Source organism: Pseudomonas fluorescens, assembly GCF_000802965.1.
Lineage (GTDB): Bacteria > Pseudomonadota > Gammaproteobacteria > Pseudomonadales > Pseudomonadaceae > Aquipseudomonas > Aquipseudomonas fluorescens_A.
In genome coordinates this window covers 13731-35540 of record NZ_JSAK01000005.1, presented here as the reverse complement: position 1 = coordinate 35540, position 21810 = coordinate 13731, and the positions used below count along the sequence as shown (strand labels likewise).

At 59.3% G+C, this 21810-nt stretch carries 26 protein-coding genes; 16 read left to right on the top strand and 10 right to left on the bottom strand.

What is annotated here, in order from left to right; genetic code table 11:
* From NL64_RS04840 to NL64_RS04825, 4 genes are all read left to right on the top strand, one after another.
* Entirely contained in the window at positions 1-627 is a 627-nt protein-coding gene (locus NL64_RS04840; RefSeq protein ID WP_034147024.1) for a cytochrome o ubiquinol oxidase subunit III, read from the top strand.
* Positions 628-969 carry a cytochrome o ubiquinol oxidase subunit IV gene (cyoD, locus tag NL64_RS04835; protein WP_034147023.1) on the top strand — a complete coding sequence of 114 codons (342 nt, stop codon included), beginning with the start codon at positions 628-630 and terminating at the stop codon, positions 967-969.
* 11 nt (positions 970-980) lie between these two features.
* Entirely contained in the window at positions 981-1868 is an 888-nt protein-coding gene (gene cyoE, locus NL64_RS04830; protein WP_034147022.1) for a heme o synthase, read from the top strand.
* Positions 1869-2113: 245 nt separating this feature from the next.
* A complete protein-coding gene (locus NL64_RS04825; protein ID WP_034147109.1) occupies positions 2114-2608 on the top strand; it encodes a RidA family protein in 495 nt (164 codons plus the stop codon).
* 26 nt (positions 2609-2634) lie between these two features.
* Here the strand turns inward: NL64_RS04825 and NL64_RS04820 are convergent, their stop codons facing one another.
* Positions 2635-2907 carry a hypothetical protein gene (locus tag NL64_RS04820; RefSeq protein ID WP_155292716.1) on the bottom strand — a complete coding sequence of 91 codons (273 nt, stop codon included), beginning with the start codon at positions 2905-2907 and terminating at the stop codon, positions 2635-2637.
* On the opposite strand from NL64_RS04820, the gene NL64_RS04815 reads away from it, so the two are divergent.
* Positions 2906-3457, top strand: coding sequence for a hypothetical protein (locus tag NL64_RS04815; protein WP_034147020.1), 552 nt, complete (start codon positions 2906-2908; stop codon positions 3455-3457). The two genes, NL64_RS04820 and NL64_RS04815, sit on opposite strands and share 2 nt — an antisense overlap.
* Before the next feature lie 144 nt (positions 3458-3601).
* Here NL64_RS04815 and NL64_RS04810 read toward each other — a convergent pair whose 3' ends face one another.
* The 3 genes from NL64_RS04810 to NL64_RS04800 form a co-directional block, all read right to left on the bottom strand.
* A complete protein-coding gene (locus NL64_RS04810) occupies positions 3602-4306 on the bottom strand; it encodes a hypothetical protein (protein WP_034147019.1) in 705 nt (234 codons plus the stop codon).
* Between the two features lie 129 nt (positions 4307-4435).
* Complete coding sequence (locus NL64_RS04805; RefSeq protein WP_034147018.1) at positions 4436-5950, bottom strand: sensor histidine kinase; 1515 nt, start codon at positions 5948-5950, stop codon at positions 4436-4438.
* Positions 5947-6666 carry a response regulator transcription factor gene (locus NL64_RS04800; RefSeq protein WP_034147017.1) on the bottom strand — a complete coding sequence of 240 codons (720 nt, stop codon included), beginning with the start codon at positions 6664-6666 and terminating at the stop codon, positions 5947-5949. The genes NL64_RS04805 and NL64_RS04800 overlap by 4 nt, the downstream gene beginning before the upstream one ends.
* A 151-nt stretch (positions 6667-6817) precedes the next feature.
* On the opposite strand from NL64_RS04800, the gene msrB reads away from it, so the two are divergent.
* A complete protein-coding gene (msrB, locus tag NL64_RS04795) occupies positions 6818-7330 on the top strand; it encodes a peptide-methionine (R)-S-oxide reductase MsrB (RefSeq protein WP_034147016.1) in 513 nt (170 codons plus the stop codon).
* Between the two features lie 48 nt (positions 7331-7378).
* Positions 7379-8083, top strand: a complete 705-nt coding sequence (gene msrA, locus NL64_RS04790) for a peptide-methionine (S)-S-oxide reductase MsrA (RefSeq protein ID WP_034147015.1) — start codon at positions 7379-7381, stop codon at positions 8081-8083.
* Positions 8084-8109: 26 nt separating this feature from the next.
* On the opposite strand, the gene NL64_RS04785 is transcribed toward msrA, so the two are convergent.
* Positions 8110-9123, bottom strand: coding sequence for a sensor domain-containing diguanylate cyclase (locus tag NL64_RS04785; RefSeq protein WP_034147014.1), 1014 nt, complete (start codon positions 9121-9123; stop codon positions 8110-8112).
* A gap of 75 nt (positions 9124-9198) precedes the next feature.
* Positions 9199-10104, bottom strand: a complete 906-nt coding sequence (locus tag NL64_RS04780; protein WP_034147013.1) for a LysR family transcriptional regulator — start codon at positions 10102-10104, stop codon at positions 9199-9201.
* Between the two features lie 102 nt (positions 10105-10206).
* On the opposite strand from NL64_RS04780, the gene NL64_RS04775 reads away from it, so the two are divergent.
* A complete protein-coding gene (locus NL64_RS04775) occupies positions 10207-11379 on the top strand; it encodes an aspartate aminotransferase family protein (protein ID WP_034147012.1) in 1173 nt (390 codons plus the stop codon).
* Here the strand turns inward: NL64_RS04775 and NL64_RS04770 are convergent.
* The 4 genes from NL64_RS04770 to NL64_RS04755 form a co-directional block, all read right to left on the bottom strand.
* Positions 11373-11627, bottom strand: a complete 255-nt coding sequence (locus NL64_RS04770) for a Txe/YoeB family addiction module toxin (protein ID WP_034147011.1) — start codon at positions 11625-11627, stop codon at positions 11373-11375. The two genes, NL64_RS04775 and NL64_RS04770, sit on opposite strands and share 7 nt — an antisense overlap.
* Positions 11624-11878, bottom strand: coding sequence for a YoeB-YefM toxin-antitoxin system antitoxin YefM (gene yefM, locus NL64_RS04765; protein WP_080757859.1), 255 nt, complete (start codon positions 11876-11878; stop codon positions 11624-11626). Before yefM ends, NL64_RS04770 begins: the two co-directional genes overlap by 4 nt.
* A 173-nt stretch (positions 11879-12051) precedes the next feature.
* The gene (locus tag NL64_RS04760; protein WP_034147010.1) at positions 12052-12546 is read right to left on the bottom strand and encodes an adenylate kinase; all 495 of its coding nucleotides are present in this window, start codon (positions 12544-12546) and stop codon (positions 12052-12054) included.
* A gap of 111 nt (positions 12547-12657) precedes the next feature.
* Positions 12658-14577, bottom strand: a complete 1920-nt coding sequence (locus NL64_RS04755; protein WP_034147009.1) for an alkaline phosphatase D family protein — start codon at positions 14575-14577, stop codon at positions 12658-12660.
* A gap of 130 nt (positions 14578-14707) precedes the next feature.
* Between NL64_RS04755 and NL64_RS04750 the strand changes: the two genes are divergently transcribed.
* The 8 genes from NL64_RS04750 (at position 14708) to NL64_RS04715 (ending at position 21705) form a co-directional block, all read left to right on the top strand.
* Positions 14708-15172 carry a hypothetical protein gene (locus NL64_RS04750; RefSeq protein WP_034147008.1) on the top strand — a complete coding sequence of 155 codons (465 nt, stop codon included), beginning with the start codon at positions 14708-14710 and terminating at the stop codon, positions 15170-15172.
* A gap of 140 nt (positions 15173-15312) precedes the next feature.
* Entirely contained in the window at positions 15313-16293 is a 981-nt protein-coding gene (locus tag NL64_RS04745; protein WP_034147007.1) for a quinone oxidoreductase family protein, read from the top strand.
* Positions 16294-16306: 13 nt separating this feature from the next.
* Positions 16307-17155: a TauD/TfdA dioxygenase family protein gene (locus tag NL64_RS04740; RefSeq protein WP_034147006.1), complete on the top strand. Its 849-nt coding sequence runs from the start codon at positions 16307-16309 to the stop codon at positions 17153-17155.
* 87 nt (positions 17156-17242) lie between these two features.
* The gene (locus tag NL64_RS04735; RefSeq protein ID WP_034147005.1) at positions 17243-18295 is read left to right on the top strand and encodes a 3-keto-5-aminohexanoate cleavage protein; all 1053 of its coding nucleotides are present in this window, start codon (positions 17243-17245) and stop codon (positions 18293-18295) included.
* A 92-nt stretch (positions 18296-18387) separates the two neighbouring features.
* A complete protein-coding gene (locus tag NL64_RS04730; protein WP_034147004.1) occupies positions 18388-19716 on the top strand; it encodes an MFS transporter in 1329 nt (442 codons plus the stop codon).
* Complete coding sequence (locus tag NL64_RS04725; RefSeq protein ID WP_034147003.1) at positions 19713-20375, top strand: DsbA family protein; 663 nt, start codon at positions 19713-19715, stop codon at positions 20373-20375. Before NL64_RS04730 ends, NL64_RS04725 begins: the two co-directional genes overlap by 4 nt.
* Entirely contained in the window at positions 20372-20698 is a 327-nt protein-coding gene (locus NL64_RS04720; RefSeq protein WP_034147002.1) for a Rieske (2Fe-2S) protein, read from the top strand. Before NL64_RS04725 ends, NL64_RS04720 begins: the two co-directional genes overlap by 4 nt.
* Complete coding sequence (locus tag NL64_RS04715; RefSeq protein WP_034147001.1) at positions 20695-21705, top strand: YeiH family protein; 1011 nt, start codon at positions 20695-20697, stop codon at positions 21703-21705. The genes NL64_RS04720 and NL64_RS04715 overlap by 4 nt, the downstream gene beginning before the upstream one ends.
* Positions 21706-21810: the final 105 nt, after the last annotated feature.

Here is a 21810-nt window from a genome sequence, read left to right as displayed (position 1 = left end):
ATGTCGAACTTAGTGACCAATGCTGGACACACCCATGTCGATGGACATGGGCATGATGACCACCACCACGACTCGGGCGAGATGACCGTATTCGGTTTCTGGCTCTACCTGATGACCGACTGCATTCTGTTTGCGTCGATCTTCGCGGTGTACGCGGTACTGGTTAACAACGTAGCGGGTGGCCCGTCGGGCCACGACATCTTCGAACTGCCATACGTACTGGGCGAAACCGCTCTGCTGCTGTTCAGTTCGATCACCTACGGCTTCGCCATGCTGGCGTTCTTCCGTGGCAACAAGAAGCAAGTCCTGGGCTGGTTGGGCATGACCTTCCTGTTCGGCCTGGGCTTCATCGGCATGGAGATCAACGAGTTCCACCTGCTGATCTCCGAAGGCTACGGCCCTAGCCGTTCCGGCTTCCTGTCCGGGTTCTTCACCCTGGTCGGCACCCACGGTCTGCACGTGACCAGCGGTCTGATCTGGATGGCGATCATGATGTACCAGGTGCAGAAAAACGGCCTGACGGCGACCAACAAGACCCGTCTGAGCTGCCTGAGCCTGTTCTGGCACTTCCTGGACGTGGTGTGGATCTGCGTATTCACGGTTGTTTATCTGATGGGGACTATGTAAATGGCTAACGCAGCTCATTCCCACAATGGCCACGACGACGCCGGTCACGGCAGCGTCAAGTCCTACGTCATTGGCTTCGTGCTGTCGGTGATCCTGACCCTGATTCCATTCGGTCTGGTGATGTACCCGACGCTGCCGAAGTCGATCACCCTGTTGATCGTTCTGGCCTTCGCGATCATCCAGGTGCTGGTGCACCTGGTGTACTTCCTGCACCTGGACCGTTCGGCCGCGCAGCGTAACAACGTGATTGCATTTGTCTTCGCCGCGATCGTGATCGTCCTGCTGGTTGGCCTGTCGCTGTGGATCATGTTCAGCATCCACACGTTCATGATGGCGAAGTGAGGTAAGTCCGCATGTCCTTCAAGCACTTTATCCAAATCACCAAACCGGGGATCATTTTCGGTAACGTGCTTTCTGTGGCAGGCGGATTTTTCCTGGCCTCCAAAGGGCATGTCGATCTGGCCATTTTCCTGGCCGCCATGATCGGCACGTCCCTGGTCGTCGCCTCCGGTTGCGTGTTCAACAACTGCATCGACCGCGACATCGACATCAAGATGGAACGCACCAAGAACCGGGTGCTGGTCCAGGGCCTCATCTCCCTGAAACTGGCCCTGATCTATGCGACCGTCCTGGGTGTTCTCGGCGTTGCGTTGTTGTACAAGGTGGCCAACCCGTTGGCCGCTTTGTTCGCCGTGATCGGCTTCGTGATCTACGTCGGCTTCTACAGCCTGTACCTCAAGCGCAAGTCGGTTCACGGCACGCTGGTGGGCAGCCTGTCGGGCGCGATGCCGCCGGTGATCGGTTACGTCGCCGTCAGCAACACTTTCGACATGGCTGCGCTGACCCTGCTGGTGATGTTCAGCCTGTGGCAGATGCCGCATTCCTACGCCATCGCGATCTTCCGCTTCAACGATTACCTGGCCGCATCGATTCCGGTGCTGCCAGTGAAGCGAGGAATCCAGGTGGCCAAGAAGCACATCCTGATCTACATCCTGGCCTTCCTCGTGGCGACCTTGATGCTGACCTTCAGCGGCTACGCCGGCATGAGCTACCTCGCCGTCGCCGCGGCCATGGGCATGTACTGGTTGTACATGGCCTGGACCGGCTACAAGGCAGTGGATGACACGGTCTGGGCACGCAAGCTGTTCGTGTTCTCGATCTTCACCATTACCGCGTTGAGCGTGATGATGTCCCTGGACTTCAAAGTGCCAACCGAGTTGCTGCTGACGTACGCGCCTTAAGCTTCAGATGCAAAAACGAAAAGCCCCGCCTTCGAGAGAAGAGCGGGGCTTTTTGTTGGCGGTTTTTAGTGGCTAGTACAACGCCGAACCCTGTAGGAACTGCCGCAGGCTGTGATCTTTTGATCTTGTTTTTTTAAGATCAAAAGATCGCAGCGTGCGGCAGTTCCTACAGGGGAATACCTTATCTTGTAAATCTGAACTAATCTGTCAAGCCATTGGATCCAATGATCGATCAAGGGGCGCAGATGACTGGACACAAGACTTGCGATGAACGCTTCATCGCGCTGGCCAAAGAGCTTGGCTACGACATCTACGGCGAGAATACCGCTGGCGGGCATTACGCTCCGCTGATTCGGCATCACGATGAGCTCTACATCAGCGGCCTGGTACCGCGGATGAATGGCGAGATTCAGTACCCGGGCCGGGTAGGGCAGGAGTTGTCGCTGGCAGATGCGCAAAAAGCCGCCAGCATCAGTGCACTGCGCGGATTGGCGTTGATCGTCGATGCCGTGGGTTCGCTGGACAAAATCAAGTCGCTACTGCGGGTCACGGTTTACGTCAGATCCACCGGGGATTTTGTCGACCTGAGTGAAGTGGCCAACGGCGCGTCGGATGTCTTCAGTCATGTGTTGGGAGATGCCGGTAAACACACGCGCACCACGGTCGGCGTCTATCAATTGCCGAAAAATGCGGCCATCGAAGTCGACATGATCGCGGCATTGCGGCCGACAGCGCTGTAACGCTCCTGCCGATTAAAATTCAGGCATCAAAAAGCCCCGCGCTGAACCTCAGGGCGGGGCTTTTCCATGTCGATGACGAATACTTCTACGCGGGTGTTGCCTCTAAATGCCAGATTGACCCCGCTGTTGATGGAAATCCATTGCAGGGCGTCGATCAGCTTATAGCAGACACGGTTGGTCGAGAGTCTCGTTATTTCCAAATGAATTAATGAACTGTCAACTATGACAGTGATTAAGCTAGGCGCGCCGGGTGTATACATACTTCGCCAACTAGGTAGCTTTGCTTTGGAGTGAGTCATGTTAACTAACCCGCCAACAATACTAATCGTTGAAGAGGCTGATATTGCCGACCCTATGGCGAACGAGCTGCGCAGTCGCGGTTTCTCCGTTCGCACAAATGGTGTCCGTGAGGGGGATGTGCCGGAGGATATGGGCATTGCACCCGATGAGGTCATGGGCAGTTCCGTATTACCGACAGATTTGATGTTTTATCCATGGCCCTCCAGTGAGGACGAGAGAAGTGCACGAATCAGGAAGTACAGAAAGTATCTGCCGGACCTCGCCATTGTTTTTCTATACCCGGTCTTTTCTCAAGGGCTCCGATTAATACCGCAGAAGTACGACGATATTCGTACTACCAGTATCGAACCTGGGCCTTGGTGTTCGCCTATGCTCGAGGCCGATCGCATATATCGCAACGATTCTAATGTCCCTAAGGTTCGAGTAGCCGCCTGGCCATACTTTTTCTTGAAAGTGAATGTTGTCGATACGCGGATAGGTTCAACCATTGTCTTTCCCCGCAACACTTATGGAGACGTAATTCTGCGCGATCTAGTGCCTTTTGGATAATGATTCAAATGTGGATGTACTCGAGTCTTATTAATACATCGGCGAAGAAAACCTGCGCTGATTGCTCATTAGACAAGCCAAAGAAAAAAGTCCCGCCTTCCAGTGAAGAGCGGGGCTTTTTATTGGCCAGGTTTGGCTCAATGCTTACTGCGCGGCGATGCTGTAACCGTCGAACGCGGTCTGCTGTTGCAGTGCGGTGATGATGTTCTTGCGGTTGACGGCCTGTTCCGCACCGGCATTGTCGAGGAACGTTTCGCCTTCCAGCTCGGCTTCATCGCCTTCACCGACGAAGGTGAAACCGAGGAATTCCAGCGCTTCACGGTCAACGTTCAAGCGCGAGCGCGGGGTTCGCATTGGCAAGGTGACGCTGACGCCGTCCTTGCTGATGGTGAACACCTCGACGTCCTTCTTGGCCCGTGCTGCTTTGCTCTTGCCGCTGCTTGGGTTGCTGATGGCCTGGTGAGTCTGGTTCAACACCTTCAGCGCCAGCCCGTAGACGATTTCCTGAAAGGCTGGATCGTCCTTGAAGCTGGAAAGAATGCGGTTGATCGAAAACTTGCTGCTCAGGTCTTCCAGGGCGGCAATGTCGGCAGCCTCGGCGTCCTTCAACTGCTTGAGTTCGCCCATCAGCTCGTAGGCTTTGTCGTCGTCGAAGCTGTCGTGGGCCTGGCGAATGGCGGCGCGCAGTTCGCGGATCTGGTCGCTTTCGCGGGTGGACTGGAAGGCGTCCAGAACCATCTCGCTGATGGTTTTCGCCTGTGGCACGTGTTGTGAAAGATTGATGGAGTTTTCGTATTCCGCTTTGGACGACAAGGTGACTACGGATTCAGCGGTGTTGGAATCGGACATTGAAATTTCACTACTTCTTTAACTTGAATTGAGGCGAGAAAGCACGGGGGCCTTTTCAGGTCGCCTAATCTATTGGACCGGGGCGGCGTTGTCACGGCCCAACAGACAAAGCCGTGCAGGAGCTCAGGTTTACCCCGGTGTATTCAGGTTCATCGAGCGCTCTGCCAACGCGGATGCGGTTGCTTCATCCACCGGCAGTGAAAAGCGAAAAGTCGCCCCGCGCCCTGGAACATCGATCAATTGAATCTCGCGCCCATGCAATTGCAGGATGCGATGCACAATCCGCAGTCCCAGCCCGCCATCACGTCGTGCGCCACCAATGTTGAATGGCCGCAGGAACAAACCTTCGCGCAGCTCCGGGGCTATACCGGGACCGGTGTCGCTGACGGTCACTTCAATAAACGATCCTTGCGGGCGCAAGCCGAGTTCAATTTCCCCACCGGGTGGGGTATGGCGCAGGGCGTTGTCGAACAGGTTGGTCAGCACCCGTTCGATCAATCCCAGGTCGGCACAAGCGGCAGAAACGTTGGGCGCGAACGTGGCCTTCAGCTCGACCTGACGTGCCTCGGCGGTCAGTTCGAATTTCTGGAAGATGTCCTGCGTCAGATCGGTCAGGGAAAAACGCTCCAGCACCGGTTGCACGAAACCGTGCTCCAACCGCACCAGCTCCAGCAGCGACTGCGCCAGACCGCCGACCTTGCGGCTCTGGTCCAGTGCGATGCCGAGGTAGCGGCGGCGGTCGGCGGGGGACAGCGTGGCGTCCTTGAGCGAGAGGGTTTCCAGGTAACCGTGCAGCGAAGCCAGCGGTGTACGCAGGTCGTGGGAAATGTTCGCCACCAGCTCGCGGCGCTCCTGATCCTGGCGGGTCAACGAGCGCCATTGTTCACCGAGGCGCGCCTGCATCTGCCGGAAGGTGGCATCGAGGATGGCAATTTCATCGTGGCTGGCGGCTTTATCCATCGGAGCCGTTGACGGTACCGAGACGGGGACGCCGTCAATGTCGAACCGGCTGACGGTTTCGGTCAGGCGTCGCAATGGCCGGGTGATCAGGGCAAACGCCGTGAGACCGGCGATCAGGCACAGCAGCGCCACCAGTGCGATGGACATCAGGGCGGTATTGAGCGCTGCACTGGTGGCGCCGCGTTCAGCAATGCGGTCGTGGTCTTCGCCGAGCAACACCACATAGAGATAGCCTGCCGGTTTGCCGTCGACCTTGAGCGGCGCGGCGCTGAAGACCTTGAGCCCATCATTGCTGCGCGGATCGTCGCCGGGAATCGGCAGCGCATCGCCCTTGAGCAGGCGCTGGATCGGCGCCAGGTCGACCCGCTCCCGACGTATCCGCCCCTCGGGTGCGGCGCTGCCGACAATCTTGCCCTCGGTGTCCAGCAGATAGACCTCGACACTGGGATTGACCAGCATCAGCTTGCTGAACAGGTCGCGCACGGCATCGGGCATCAGGCCTTTGCTGTCCATCAGCACCGTGTCACGGGCGATGTGTTGCGCCAGATCCCGGGACAACCCTTGCACCACTTCCTGTTCATGCATCTGGTTGGAGCGCACTTGCATCCAGGCCGACGTGCCGCAGCACACCAGCAGCAACACGGCGAACACCAGCGACAGGCGTTGAGTGAGGGTCAGCCTCATGGTGGCGGCTCCTGACTGGAGGCGAATTTGTAGCCGCGCCCCCACACCGTGAGAATGCGTGCCGGCTGCGCCGGATCAGTCTCGATCTTCGCGCGCAGGCGGTTGATGTGTGTGTTGACCGTGTGTTCGTAGCCCTCGTGGCTGTAACCCCACACGGCGTTGAGCAGGTCCATGCGCGAAAACACCTTGCCCGGCTGACGAGCGAAGAAGTGCAGCAGGTCGAACTCCCTCGGCGTTAGATCAAGGCGACGCCCCTCCAGAGACACTTCGCGGGTAATCGGATCGATGGCCAGGCCGTCGATGTTCAAGCCGCCGGCGTCCATTTTCAGGTTGCGGGCCATGGCGTCGACCCGGCGCAGCAGTGCTTTGACGCGGGCTACCAGTTCGAGCATGGAAAATGGCTTGGCCAGGTAATCGTCGGCGCCCAGTTCCAGCCCCAGGATCCGGTGCACTTCGCTGGAGCGCGCACTGGTAATGATGATCGGTGTGTAGCGGGCCATGGCCCTGGCGCGGCGGCAGATTTCCAGGCCGTCGACACCCGGCAGCATCAGGTCGAGAATGAGTGCATCCCAGCTTCCTTGCTGCAGCAGACGCATACCTTCAGTGCCGTCGGCGCAGTGCACTACCTCGAACTGCTCATCACGCAGATGCAGGCAGATAAGGTCGGCGATATGCAGGTCGTCCTCAACCACGAGGACACGTTTGGTCTGTTCCATCCAGCTCAATCCTTCGGCGCAATGAGCGCATTGTGCGGGTTTTTCGGGGCCTGAGTTATCACGAATTATTTAACTTTCCGTGAGGATTTGGCGATCAACCCAAGCCTAGGCTGTGTTCCAAGACTGGCACCTGGAATTTTCGGAGACGAGCATGGTTTCACGACGGCAATTTCTGTTGGCGAGCGGCGGGCTGGGGGTTGCAGCCCTGGCGATCGGTGTATTGCCAAAATTTTCCATGGGCTCTGCGCTGATCAGCGATGCCCGCGCGGCGCAGGTATTCGAAGTGACCCACAGCGACAGCGAATGGCACTCGATCCTGAGCGCCGAGCAATATGAAATCCTCCGTGAGGAGGGCACCGAACGGGCCTATAGCAGCGCGCTGAACAATGAGCACCGTGACGGCACGTTCGCCTGTGCCGGTTGCGATTTACCGTTGTTTTCCTCAGGCACCAAGTTCGACAGCCGTACGGGCTGGCCCAGTTTCTGGGCACCGCTGGAAAAGGCTGTTGCCACCCGGCAGGACCGCTCTTTCGGCGTGCTGCGCGAAGAGGTTCATTGCCGGCGCTGTGGCGGTCATCTGGGGCATGTCTTCGATGACGGGCCCAAACCCACTGGTCTGCGCTACTGCATGAACGGTCTGGCGATGACGTTCAAACCGGCGTGATCCCGAAACCCGGTTGATCGCGATTGAAATGACTTAGGAGTCCGTCTCATGAAAGCTTTGTTCACCTGGCGCCGCACGTTGTTAGGGTTGGCAGCCGCCGGCGTCATGGGCCAATGCCAGGCCTTCTCTTTCGGCGCTGAGGATGCAGTCGTCATCCCACCGCCAAGCATTGACGAAATCACCCAGGCCCACAGCGAAACCGTGGTCTTCGCCGGTGGTTGTTTCTGGGGTGTTCAAGGTGTGTTCCAGCACGTCAAAGGTGTGAAGAAAGCCGTTTCCGGCTACGCGGGCGGTGCCGCCAACACCGCGCAGTATGAGCGAGTCAGCAATGGCGATACCGGGCATGCTGAAGCCGTCGAAGTCACCTTCGATCCAGCCCAGGTCAGCTACGGCAGCCTGCTGCAAATCTACTTTTCAGTGGCGCATAACCCGACCGAACTCAATCGTCAGGGGCCAGACCACGGCACGCAGTATCGCTCGGCGATATTTGTGCAGAGTCCGGAGCAGCAACGCGTCGCGCAGGCTTACATTGCCCAGCTGGACAGTGCCCGTTCGTTCGACAAACCCATTGTGACCAAACTGGAAACCTACAACGGTTTCTATCCGGCGGAAGAAGAGCATCAGGACTTTCTGACTGAGCATCCGACCTATCCCTACATCGTGATCAACGATCTACCGAAGGTGGCCCAGCTCAAGCAGTTGTATCCGCAGCGTTATCAGGAAAAACCGGTGTTGGTGAAGGCGGGGATGTAAGTGGAAGGGATGAGCGGTTATGGACCTCATCCCGTAATGACATTCTTGCCGGAAATCTTCGACCGATAGAGGGCTTGGTCAGCCCGGGCCATGAGGCCTGTCTGCTGCTCATCTTCAAAGCGCTGGACAACGCCGAAACTCATGGTGACCTGGAAGTCCCCCACTGGCGGCAAGCTGCCAAGTCCGTGGCGGATTTTCTCGGCGACAAGCCTGGCATCGGCCAGTGAGGTATCGGGCAGGATCACGATGAACTCGTCACCGCCCCAACGGGCGAGTAGATCGCCTTCGCGCACGCAGCGCTTGACGCTTTCGACCACCTGCACCAATGCAGCATCACCGAGTGCATGGCCGTAGTGATCGTTGATGGTCTTGAAGTCGTCAATGTCCATAGCGATCAGCGCGAGCGGCTGTCGAAAGCGTTGAGCGCGCTCACATGCCTGGGGCAGGACTTTTTCCAGGCGATAGCGATTGGCGACCGATGTCAGTACATCGGTTTCCGCCAGTTTGCGGTTCTCTTCAAGTTGAACCTGCAGTTGCTGATTGACCCGGGACAATTCACGGGTGCGTTCTTCAACGATGGCTTCAAGGGACTGATTGCGTCGTTCGAGTTCTTCCAGCAGACGCTTCTTGTCTTCGATGCTGCGGTGCGCGCCAACCATCCGTGCCACCGAGCCATCGGTATTGCGCGCCAGCACGTAGCCGCGATCTTCGATCCAGGTGTAATTGCCGTCCTGCATGCGGCAGCGATATTCGGCCTGATAGGCAGGCGCACGATGCGTCAGGTAGGCATCGAACTGCGCCATGACGTGCGGGTAATCGTCGGGATGGATCACGCTTTCCCAGGTGAACACATTGTTGTCCAGGGAGTGCGGGGTGTAACCGAGCATTTCGTACCAGCGAGGGTTTCGATAAACGAAACCGGTATTGGCATTCCAGTCCCAAATACCGTCGCTGACCAATTCCAGGATGGTGTGCAGCATGTCGTCGTTCATGTCCGACACGTTGAACTTCAACGGTTCGATGTTCGATGCCTCACCCATCGCTGCTCTCCCTGGCGTCCTGATATCAAAATGACCTGCCTGTCGTGGAGATTAGTGCATGGCGCCTCGGCCCCGCTAGTGCTTGCCCCACATCTGCACGGCGAAGTCGACGAAACGACGCAGTTTCGGCAAACGGTAACGATCCTGGGCGTACACCAGGTGCATCGGCCGGCTCGGAAGTCGATAGCTCTGCATCAGCGCCACCAGTTTTCCATCCTTCAGATCCTGCTCCACCAGCGCATCCGGCACCATCACAATGCCCATGCCGGTGCGCGCGGCCTGATGCAGCCCCGCCGAGCTGTTGATCAGCATCGGACCGCTAACCGCCACCACGACTTCGCCTTCCGGGCCGCTCAGGCGCCATTGTTTTTCCACGGACTGCCAGTCATCGCCGGCAGGGTAGGCAAACGCCAGGCAATCATGGTGTTGCAGGTCCTCTGGCTTTTGTGGGGTGCCCCGGCGCGCCAGATACTCCCTGGAGGCGCACATGGTCAGGGTGTAGTCGATCAGCGGGCGGGCGATCAGGTTCGAAGGCTCGAGTGCACCGAGGCGGAACGCCACGTCAAAGCCATGATCCATCAGGTCCGGACGGCGATTGGTCAGCACCACGTCGAGTTTGACCCGCGGATTGTGCAGGCTGAACTCACTCAATGCGGGCGCCAGGCGTTCGGTGCCGAAGGTCAGCGGGGCAGTGATTCGCAGGGTGCCGCTAGGCTCGTCGAGCGCCTGTTCCGCGAGACGTTCGGAGTCCGCCACCAGCCCTAGCACTTCGAGGCAGCGCTGGTAATACGCGGTGCCAAATTCCGTCAAGCGTTGACGCCGAGTCGTACGGTTGAGCAGGCGCACACCCAAGCGCTGCTCCAACGCTTTGAGGTGATTGCCGACCATGGTCGTGGACATTTCGCACTGCTGCGCGGCGGCGGTCATGCTGCCGGCTTCCACGACTCTTACGTAAACGGTCATTGCCTGGAATAAATCCATTATCAAGCTCAGCTTTTAAATGATTGAAGTTTTACCGCGTTTATCCAGCTCAGGTGGCTAACCATACTGCAAAAACACCGACAATTGCTGGAGCCTGATGTCATGACCGCCGCCTGCCTGATGAGCACTTACCAACCCTTGGATCTGAGTTTCAACAAAGGCCTGGGGACGCGCCTCTGGGATCAGGCCGGTCGTGAATACCTCGACGCGGTGGCCGGTGTGGCGGTGACCAACGTTGGCCATTCCCATCCGAAAATCGTCGCGGCCATCAGCGAGCAAGCCGGCTTGCTGCTTCATACCTCAAACCTCTACAGCATCGACTGGCAGCAACGACTGGCACACAAACTCACCGCGCTGGCAGGCATGGACCGGGCGTTTTTCAACAATTCCGGGGCCGAGGCCAACGAAACGGCGCTGAAAATCGCTCGGCTTTATGGCTGGCACAAAGGCATCGAACAGCCGCTGGTGGTGGTCATGGAGAACGCTTTCCACGGTCGGACTCTTGGCACCCTGTCCGCCAGCGACGGACCGGCGGTCAGATTGGGTTTCAACAAATTGCCGGGAGATTTCGTCAAAGTCCCGTTCGGCGATCTCAGGGCGCTGGACCAGGTGCAGCAGACCCACGGCGCGCGCATCGTGGCGATTCTGATGGAGCCGATCCAGGGCGAAAGTGGCGTGCAACTGGCGCCGCCCGGTTATCTCAAAGCCGTGCGTGAACTGTGCAACCGGCGCTCGTGGCTGATGATGCTCGATGAAATCCAGACCGGCATCGGCCGGACCGGCCAGTGGTTTGCCTTCCAGCACGAAGGCATCGTCCCCGACGTCATGACCCTGGCCAAAGGCCTGGGCAACGGCATCCCGATCGGCGCTTGCCTGGCCCGTGGCAAAGCTGCCGAACTTTTTACCCCCGGCAGCCACGGCAGCACGTTCGGCGGTAACCCGTTGGCCTGCCGGGTCGGTTGCACCGTGTTGGAGATCATCGAAGAACAAGCGCTGCTGGACAACGCACGGCTACAGGGCAAACACCTGCTCGACAGATTGCGCATGGAATTGGCGGATAACCCGAACGTAAAAGCGATTCGCGGCCAGGGCCTGATGATCGGCATCGAACTCAAGCAACCGATCCGCGACCTGAGCCTGATCGCCGCACGGGATCATGCCTTGTTGATCAACGTAACCCGGGGCCAGACCATTCGCCTGCTGCCACCGTTGACGATTGATGAGCGGGAGGTGGAAATGATTGTGAGAGGGGTGAGCCGGGCGGTGTCTCAGTAGTGATATCGACACATCAGGACACGTACTTCGCCGTTCTCGACTGTGTAAATCAAGCGATGTTCAGCAGTAATCCGGCGTGACCAGAAACCGCTCAGGTTGTGCTTGAGCGGTTCAGGTTTTCCCAAACCGTTAAACGGTTCACGCTGGATTGCTTTGATTAAAAGGTTAATACGCTTGAGTCCTGCCTTGTCGTTCTGCTGGAACCAAAGATAATCGTCCCAACCCTCGGGTGTGAACTCGATGTTCATTCTTCAATGAGCTGTCTGGTCGTGGTTTTCCCTGCCCGTAAATTGCCGATTGATTTGATCAACCGTTCAGCATTGGCTGGGGAGCGGAGTAAGTAAGCGGTCTCTTCAAGAGAGTTGTATTCCGCCAGCGACATCATTACCACCGGTTCGCCTTTCTGGCGAGTGACCAGTAATGGTGCTCGGTCTTCATTGACGCGATCCATGGTTTCCGCCAGATGTGCGCGTGCGTTTGTGTAGTTAATGGTGTCCATCGTGTTGTCCTCGCTCAATGCAGAGAACGTACAGAAATGAGTACATGGTAGCAAGGCGATACCTACGAGTGGTTATGACGCGGACGACTTATCCACGTTTATCTCAAGTATCTCCGAAGCTTCCTCAGGACGTTTCCGAGAACGCTGTAATCTCGATCTGATTCAAACTTCTTCTATGCATCTGCACTGACGAAAGCCGTAACTTCAGCCCCATCCATCAACTGAATCTTCGAACCACCAAACCCTTCGAACAACCGCTGATGCGCAGCAAATCCACAGCAGTCCTCACGCAGCCGATAGCTACCGGCCCACTCCAGCAACGCAATCAACAGCGCATCCTCCTCATCCCGTTTCGCCTCGCGCTGGCGAATATTGGCGATGCAGGTTTCATCGTCCACGGTCAGCCAGACCAGCGCTGTCGCTCGATGCAACAGCTCGCTGACGATCCAGCCGTAAACACCTTCGATTATCCAACGCTCCTCACTGGCCGCGATCTGTGTCAGCGCCAACGCTTCGGCGCGGGGTCGGGCGATGCTGTATTCGTCGGATAGCCAGTGAATCAGGTCGAGATCGGTCCACGGCACCCGCATTTGCTCGGCCAGGCGTTGCGCCAGCCAGCTCTTGCCGGAACCGGAGTTGCCGATGATCAGGGTTCGGGTGAGGTCCATGAGCGACACCGATTTTTTGTAGGAGCAAGCTTGCTCGCGATGCGGTGGGGCAGGTATCACAACAGTGACTGGCAGACTGCATTCGCGAGCAGGCTCGCTCACACAGGTTTTTTAATCATCTCCCTCAGGCGCCACCATCCGTGTCTTCGGCGAGCCATTGGAATTGTGCTGGAAAATATCTCGTGGCTGCCCCTGTTCATTGAAGAACACCTGGCCAATGCCCGCCGAATTCCACAGTCGTTCGCCCGCTTCAGCATGCTCCGGAACGTGGGGGACGATGCGCATGCGCCGACGTTTGGTCAGCCAGTTGAGTGGCGAGCGCGGCGAGTACAGCCAGCGGTTGAGGCGGTCGAACCATTCCAGCAGGGCGGGCGGAAACTCATTCTTGATGCCGCTGCTGGTGATTTGCCAGATTCGCGGCCCGGCCTTGCGGTGTCGGATCAGCACTTCGTAGACGAAGGAATAATGCACATCGCCTGAGAGCACCACGTAGTTACCCGGTGTACGAGAGTGTCGGAAAATGTTCAGGATCACCTGCGCCGCCCCGCGATGGGCCATCCAGTTTTCCGCGTCCACCAACAGTGGATAACCGCACCAACTGAACACCCGTTGTACGGTTTCGATCAGTTTGACGCCGAACACCGGCGCCGGCGAAACGATGATTGCCGACGGGTGATCCAGCAGTTCCTGTTGCAGTTCACTGAGCGCCTCCCAGTCCAGCAAACCCGAGGGTTGCTTGAGCGTCATCTCGCTGCGCCAGCGCCGCGTGCGGGTGTCGAGCACCACCATCGCCGGGCTGGTAGGCAGCACGTAATGCCAATTTTGAAAGCGCAGCAGTTCGTCGATTAACGCGTCCTGCACCGGGCTGTCGAGGTAGCTATCCTGCCCGGTGGCAATCAACGAGCGGGCCTTCTCCAGTACGCCGCTGAACGCATCCGGATTGTTGCCCCAACCCTGGCACAACAGGTAGGCGAGCAACGCGTTGCCGATTATGCGTTTGGAGAACGGATGGCCGTAGGCCGTTTCCTCCCATTGCGCGGAAAGATTCCAGTCATCGGTAATGTCGTGGTCGTCGAAAATCATCAGCGTCGGCAAATGCGCCAGCGCTCGCGCGACGTTGCCCAGGCCAGCCTTGAAACCGTCGATGCGCGTCTGTTCCAGCGCATAACGCTCACGCCGTTCCTTGATCAGTTTCGGCGGCTTTGGCGCGATCAGCGACCAAGGCGTCGGCGACCAGACCAACAAATACATGGCCATGACTTCAGCGAAAGTCACCAGATGATTGTCGGCACTGCTGCTGGTGAAAATCGGCTTGCGCACACCGCCGAAGAAGCGATCGCGCAGGGTTTCGTTGCTCTTCAGTGCCGGCAGCAAATCGGCGCGGTGGTAGTAGCAGGCAGCGTGGCCGTACAGCTCGGCGCTGTCGCTGACGACGGCTCCTTCCAGATGCTCGCCGAACAGGCCCAGCCGCTCGATCAAGGCATGAATCGCTCGCAGCATTGGCCCGGCGACATCGTCGGCGTATACCTGATCGCCGCTCATCATCAACAGCGCGGGGCGATCCTTGGCTTCGTGTTCTTGCGCCAACAGGGCATCGACGCAGAGCAAACCGTCGGTCGCCGGGTGATGGGGTTTGCGGCAGGAACCGTGCAGCAACTGATCGATCCTTGAGCGCAGGACGAAATTCGGACGCCGAGCATCACCATAAAGCAGATGCGGCGCCCAATCGGCGATGCCGGTGCCATCATCCATCAGCAGGTCGTACTCGATCCGCTCGTCATAGGGCAGGGCACTGTCCAGTTGCACATCGATCAAATGCACGAAAGCCTGAGTGCCCACCGCAATCACTGTGCATTGCCCGTCGTCGAGGCGGATATCGGCAACGCCCTGCAAACGCAGAGTCAGCTCCAGCGCACGTGACCCCACCAGCCACAACACCAGCCGAGTGGGTTCCAGACGCCGCAACAGCGGGCCGGCGAGCACCGGTGGCAGGGAATGAAGATCGGCGGGCGGTGGCAGCGTTACGGACATCCGGGTCAAGGCTCTTGGAAGCGCAGAGGCGGGCGATGATAGCGCAGGTGGCGGCGGGACAGGCTATTGTGAATCGGCGACGCCGTTTGTCGGCGCTTTGAACAAGTTTTCCGGATGCAGTGAGGAACCCATGAGCAGATTTATCATGCCGGCATTGGCCATTTTGATCCTGGCCCAATCCCCGGCCTACGCCATCAATGACAAGTACCGCAAACAGCTTGAGGCGTCCGGTTGCACACAGGTCAGCGAGCTGGAAGGCTGCGATATCCACAAGAGCAAGGCCGAGAACGCCAAGGCCGGTTTCAGCAACCCGCAAGCACCGGCCGCCGCCGACAGCGCCACGACACAGACCCCTTTTGCCGGGCAATGGGTCGCCAAGAGTGATGCCGGTGCGACCGTCGCCACCATTCGCATCGATTCCAAAGAGAACGTCTGGGTCAACGGCGAGCGGGTCAAGGCCAAGCGCACCGATGGCACGCTGCAATTTCGTCAGGGCAAGCTCACCTTCACGATCCAGGGCGACCGACGGTTGGAGAACGAGGACTACTGGACCGACAGTGATGCCGGAACCAAAGGGCCGATTCAGATCGAATAGACGAGGAGGGGGCTGCCACACCTGTCATGAAATGAAAAGCCATTGTCGCCTGATGAGAAGCGTCGCATCAGGCCGCGACCTACAGTCCAATCAACGCAATTCGATGCCACAGCCAACTTGCAGATTGGAGAATAAAAATAATGGCCAAAGCCGTACGCTTTTACGAAACCGGTGGTCCCGATGTTCTTCGCTATGAGGACGTCGAAGTCGGCGAACCCGGTCCTGGCCAGGTCCGTCTTCGTCATGTAGCCGTTGGCCTGAACTATGCCGACACCTACTTTCGCAATGGTACCTATCCGATCCCGATGCCCAACGGCATGGGGGTTGAAGCCTCCGGCGTGGTCCAGGCCATCGGCGAGGGCGTGACCAACGTCCAGGTGGGCGACCGCGTCACTTACACCGGTTTCCTCAACACCCTCGGCGCCTACAGCACCGAGCGCCTGATCCCGGCCGCGCCGCTGATCAAGCTGCCGGAAACCATCAGCTTCGAGACCGCCGCCGCGATGACCATGCGCGGGCTGACGTCCTCGTACCTGATGCGCCGCATCTACGACTTCAAGGCCGGCGACAGCATTCTGCTGCACGCGGCTGCCGGCGGTGTCGGCCTGATCGTTTCGCAGTGGGCCAAGTTGCTCGGGCTGAACGTGATTGGCACCGTGTCGACCGAACAAAAGGCTGAAATAGCCCGGGCTCACGGTTGCGACCACACGATCAATTACAGCCATGAAGACGTCGCCGCTCGCGTTCGCGAATTGACCGATGGCGTGGGCGTCAACGTCGTGTTCGACAGCGTTGGCAAGAACACCTTCATGGGTTCGCTGGATTCGTTGAAGCCTCGTGGCCTGATGGTCTGCGTGGGTACCGCGTCCGGGCCGATCCCGGCGTTCGACCCAGTGATGCTGGCGATGAAAGGTTCGCTGTACCTGACCCGTCCGGCCCTGGCCAACTACATCAGCGACCCGGCCGAAAAAGCCGAGCTGGCCGGTGAGTTGTTTGACCACGTCGGCAGCGGCCGAATCAAGATCGAGATCAACCAGCACTACGCGTTGCAGGACGCGGTGCAGGCCCATCGCGACCTTGAGTCACGCAAGACCACCGGCTCGTCGATTTTCGTCATTTAAGGAGCTGCCAGCCATGAAAGTCGAACAATTGACTGCCACCATTGGCGCCGAACTGATCGGCGTCAACCTCGCCGACGCCGTGCACGACGATGGTCTGTTTGCCGAGATTCGTGCCCAGCTGCTCAAGCATCGAGTGGTATTCCTGCGTGACCAGGAAATCTCCCGCGCCGATCACGTGGCCTTCGCCCGTCGCTTCGGCGAGCTGGAAGATCATCCGGTGGCCGGCAGCGATCCGGAGCATCCGGGACTGGTGCGGATCTACAAGAATCCGGACCAGCCGATGGACCGGTACGAAAACGCCTGGCACACCGATGCGACCTGGCGCGAAGCACCGCCGATGGGTTGCGTGCTGCGCTGCGTGGAATGCCCGCCAGTGGGCGGCGACACCATGTGGGCGAACATGGTCGAGGCTTATGCGCGTTTGCCTGAAGACGTGAAGCTGAAGATTGCCGACCTGCGCGCCCGTCACAGCATCGAAGCAAGCTTCGGTGCGGCCATGCCGATCGAGAAGCGCCTGGCGCTCAAGGCGATGTACCCGGACGCCGAGCACCCGGTGGTGCGCACGCACCCGGAAACTGGCGAGAAGGTGCTGTTCGTCAACGCCTTCACCACGCACTTGAGCAACTACCACACCCCTGAGCGGGTGCGTTTTGGCCAGGACGCCAACCCGGGCGCGGGTGAGTTGCTGCGCTACCTGATCAGCCAGGCGTACATCCCTGAGTATCAAGTGCGCTGGCGCTGGAAGCCCAACAGCATCGCCATCTGGGACAACCGCAGTACCCAGCACTACGCCGTCATGGATTACCCGCCATGCCATCGCAAGATGGAGCGCGCCGGGATCATCGGCGAAAAGACGTACTGATCCACCCCCTCTGCATACGCACTCGTGAATACGTCTGCCCGGCACGACCCCGGGTGGGCGGGACAATCATAAGAACTGGAGTAAATCATGCAATTCTTCGACGATTCCCTGCACCCGGAAAACATGGAAAAGGTGGTCATCACCGTGGCCCCGTACGGCCCGGAATGGATGCCGGAAGACTTCCCGGAAGACATCCCGCTGACCATGGATGAACAGGTCCAGAAAGCGGTCGAATGCTACGAAGCCGGTGCCACCGTGCTGCACTTGCACGTGCGTGAACTGGACGGCAAGGGCTCCAAGCGCCTGTCGAAATTCAACGAGCTGATCGCCGGTGTACGTGAAGCCGTGCCAGACATGATCATCCAGGTCGGTGGTTCGATCTCCTTCGCTCCGGAAAGCGATGGTGAAGCCGCCAAGTGGCTGTCCGACGACACTCGCCACATGCTGGCCGAGCTGACGCCGAAACCGGATCAGGTCACCGTCGCGATCAACACCACCCAGATGAACATCATGGAGTTGCTGTATCCGGAGTACCTGAAGGGCACTTCTCTGGACAACCCGATGATCCACGCGGCCTACAGCGAAATGACCGTACCGGCCGGCCCGGCCTGGGTTGCCGAGCACCTCAAGCGCCTGATGGACAACGGCATTCAGCCGCACTTCCAGCTGACCGGCATGCACGCTCTGGAAACCCTTGAGCGCCTGGTACGCCGTGGCGTCTACAAAGGCCCGCTGAACCTGACCTGGATCGGCATCGGCGGCGGCTTCGACGGCCCGAACCCGTTCAACTTCTTCAACTTCATCCATCGCGTTCCGAACGGTTGCACCCTGACCTCCGAGTCGCTGCTCAAGAACGTACTGCCGTTCAACACCATGGCGATGTCCATGGGGCTGCACCCGCGTGTGGGCAACGAAGACACTATTATTGATCACAAGGGCGAGCGTTTCGGCTCGGTCGCGCAGATCAAGCAAACCGTGCGCATCGCCCACGAACTGGGTCGCGAAATCGCTACCGGCAAAGAAGCCCGCGAGATCTACCGCATCGGCGTGGAGTACCAGAGCATCGAAGAAACCCTGCTCGCCAACGGTATGGCCCCCAACCGCAAGGCTGGGCAAAAAGGTGTGCCGCAACGCGGCTGACCGGTGGTCCGGACGAGGGGCCGTGACCTCTCGTCCGCTGCACTGCAACACGCTTGATAACAACAATAAATAAAAGCTTTTGAGGAGGCTGCATGGCCTTTCACCCAATCGCCGCCGACGATGACGACTCCAACGGAGCCGGCGTTGCGCGCCAATATGCCTGGATCGTCTTTGCACTGACGTTCGGCCTGTTGATTTCCGATTACATGTCGCGTCAGGTCCTGAACGCGGTGTTCCCGCTGCTCAAGGGCGAATGGGCCTTGAGCGACGGCCAGCTCGGGTTGCTCAGCGGCATCGTTGCCCTGATGGTCGGCCTGCTGACATTCCCGCTGTCGTTGATGGCTGACCGTTTTGGCCGGGTCAAAAGCCTCGCGCTGATGGCACTGCTGTGGAGCCTGGCCACGCTGGGTTGCGCCGTGGCGCAGGACTACCAGCAAATGTTCATTGCCCGGTTCATGGTCGGCGTTGGCGAGGCGGCCTACGGCAGCGTCGGCATCGCGGTGGTGATTTCGGTGTTTCCGAAACACATGCGCGCCACCCTGGCCAGTGCCTTCATGGCCGGCGGCATGTTCGGCTCGGTGCTGGGCATGGCGTTGGGCGGTGCGATCGCGGCCAAGCTCGGCTGGCGCTGGTCGTTTGCCGGCATGGCGCTGTTCGGCCTGGTGCTGGCGGTGCTTTACCCGATCATCGTCAAGGAAGCGCGCATTGCGCCCAAGCGTGCAGCGCAACTGGCGAACAAGGTGGTAGCGGTCAAGCGTCCATTGCGTACGCTGTGGTCCAGCCGTTCGGTGGTGGCTACCTACGTCGGCAGTGGCCTGCAGCTGTTCGTCGGCGGCACGGTGATGGTGTGGATTCCCAGCTACCTCAATCGCTACTACGAAATGCCTACGGACAAGGCTGGCGGTATGGCGGCGATCATCGTGTTGTGCAGCGGCGCCGGGATGATCCTGTGCGGCATTCTCAGCGATCGCCTGTGCCGTAACTCGCCGGAGCGCAAGGTCAGCCTGGCCATCGCTTTTTGCCTGGGTAGCTGCCTGCTGCTGTCGGCGGCGTTTGCCTTGCAGGCGGGGCCGGTGCAACTGCTGCTGATCTGCCTGGGCATGTCGATTGCCACCGGTACCACCGGCCCGGCCGGCGCGATGGTTGCCAACCTGACCCATTACTCGGTCCACGGTACGGCGTTCGCCACGCTGACCCTGGCCAATAACCTGCTGGGCCTGGCGCCCGGGCCGTTCCTGACGGGTCGCGTGTCCGACCTTATCGGCCTGCATGCCGCGTTCCAATTGGTGCCACTGGTCAGCCTCGCGGCGGCAGCGGTGTTCTTTTATGCCAAGTGTCATTACCAAAAAGATATCGCCCGGCTTGAAGGTCAGAGCGTGCCTGAACCTGTCAGTGCAGCCGGGATAGAGGTGAAGTTGTGAGTCGTCGTTTACAGATTGATGTGTTTTTCGATTTTATCTGCCCATGGTGCCTGATCGGCAAACGCCAATTGGAGCATGCGCAGGTACAGTTCCTCAGTCGCCACCCGGACGTGAAGATCACCACGGTGTGGCATGGCGCGCAGTTGTTGCCGCAGTTGCCGGTACAGGGTGAGCCCTTCGCCGATTTCTACCGCAAGCGCCTGGGTAATGCCGACGCCGTGACCATGCGTCAAGCCCAGGTGCAGCAGGCTGCCGGAGCGGTAGGGCTGGCCATCGACCTCAGCCGCATCGAGACGATGCCCAACACCGCCGACGCCCATCGTATGTTCGAGCGTGTCAGTGAACTGGGTAATACCGCTCAGCGTGAAATGTTGCTTGAACGACTGTTCGCCGCTTACTTCCTGAGACGCGAGAACCTCGGCTGCCGTGAGACCTTGCTCGATATCGCCCGCTCCTGCGGCGTCGATACCAACGTGGTGCTCGATTGCCTGAAGGGCGACGGTACGCCATTTGAAGGATCGCCCGACGCAACCAGTGGCGTGCCGAGCTTTCAGTTCGACCGCCGAATGACGGTCATCGGTGCGCAACCAGCCCAGGCGCTGCTCGCGGCCATGAACCAGGCAATCAAGGACAGTGAACTCGAGCGGCAACCGGCATGACTCGGCGCATCCCCGTACCTGCCGGGAAATACCCGCAGGCCGGTGGCCGTGCGCTGTTCGAATTCGAAGACAAAAGCCTGGCGTTGTTCAACGTCGATGGACAGCTGTTCGCCATCGACGACAGCTGCCCGCACCAGGGCTCCTCGCTGTGTGGCGGGCGCCTTGATGGCCGGGTGATTCAATGCCTCGCCCATGGTTTGCGCTTCGATTTGCACAGCGGCTACTTGCTCAATTCCACCCAGGTCAAAGTCAACAACTACCCGGTCGAGATCATCGACGGCCAGGCGTTTATCGTGATTGTTCCCGAGGAGGCCGCGCCATGAGCGCCATCGCCCTTACCCGTATCCATAGCCGCACACGCGAGTTGGCCCCGGGCTTTATCGTCAGCCTGATCGTCGCGGCCGCCGCGTCGTTTTTGTCCGAGCACTACGGTGCGCCCGTCATGTTGTTCGCCCTGTTGCTGGGCATGGCGCTGAATTTTCTCGCCGATGACGGCCCGTGCAAGGCCGGGGTCGAGTTCACTGCGCGCACCGTGTTGCGTATCGGCGTGGCGCTGCTGGGCATGCGCATCACCCTCGAACAAATGGCGGCGCTGGGCTGGAAGCCGATTGCGCTGGTGGTGATTCTGGTGGTGGTGACCATCAGCGTTTCTGTGATCGCGGCCAAGGCCCTGGGCTTCCAGCGTCTGTTCGGCATGCTCACCGGTGGCGCGACGGCGATTTGCGGTGCTTCGGCGGCACTGGCACTGGCGGCGGCGCTGCCGAACCATCCGCAAAAAGAACGTGCGACCTTGTTCACGGTGATCGGCGTTTCCGCGCTATCGACCATGGCCATGATCGTCTATCCGATGATCGCGAACTGGCTGCAGTTGTCGCCGCAGGTGGCGGGCGTGTTCCTCGGCGCCACCATCCACGACGTGGCCCAGGTGGTCGGCGCCGGTTACAGCATGTCGACCGAGACCGGCGACACGGCCACGGTGGTCAAGTTGATGCGGGTTGCGATGCTGCTGCCGGTGATCGTCACCGCCGCCATGATTACTCGCATGCAGGGCGCCGATCCGACGGGCAAACGTCCACCGTTGCTGCCGTGGTTCGCCGTTGGTTTTCTGATTCTTGCGTGCATCAACAGCACCGGTTGGATAGCCCCGGCGGTGCAGGGTTCGGTCAACGAATTGTCGCGCTGGTGCCTGGTGATTTCCATCAGTGCCCTGGGCATGAAGACTCGGCTCAAGGAGCTGGCCTCGGTCGGTATCAAGCCAATCCTGCTGATGGTCGGGGAGACGGTGTTCCTGGTCGTGCTGGTGCTGTTGCTGCTGCACTGGGGGCTCTGAGAACGCAAGGTTTATGGCAGGGCTTCACTGGGCTGGCTCCTCGTCACAGTGAAGCTCTCGACCGGTGTCACAAACACCGGTCTTTACACGGCGACTGTACCAGCA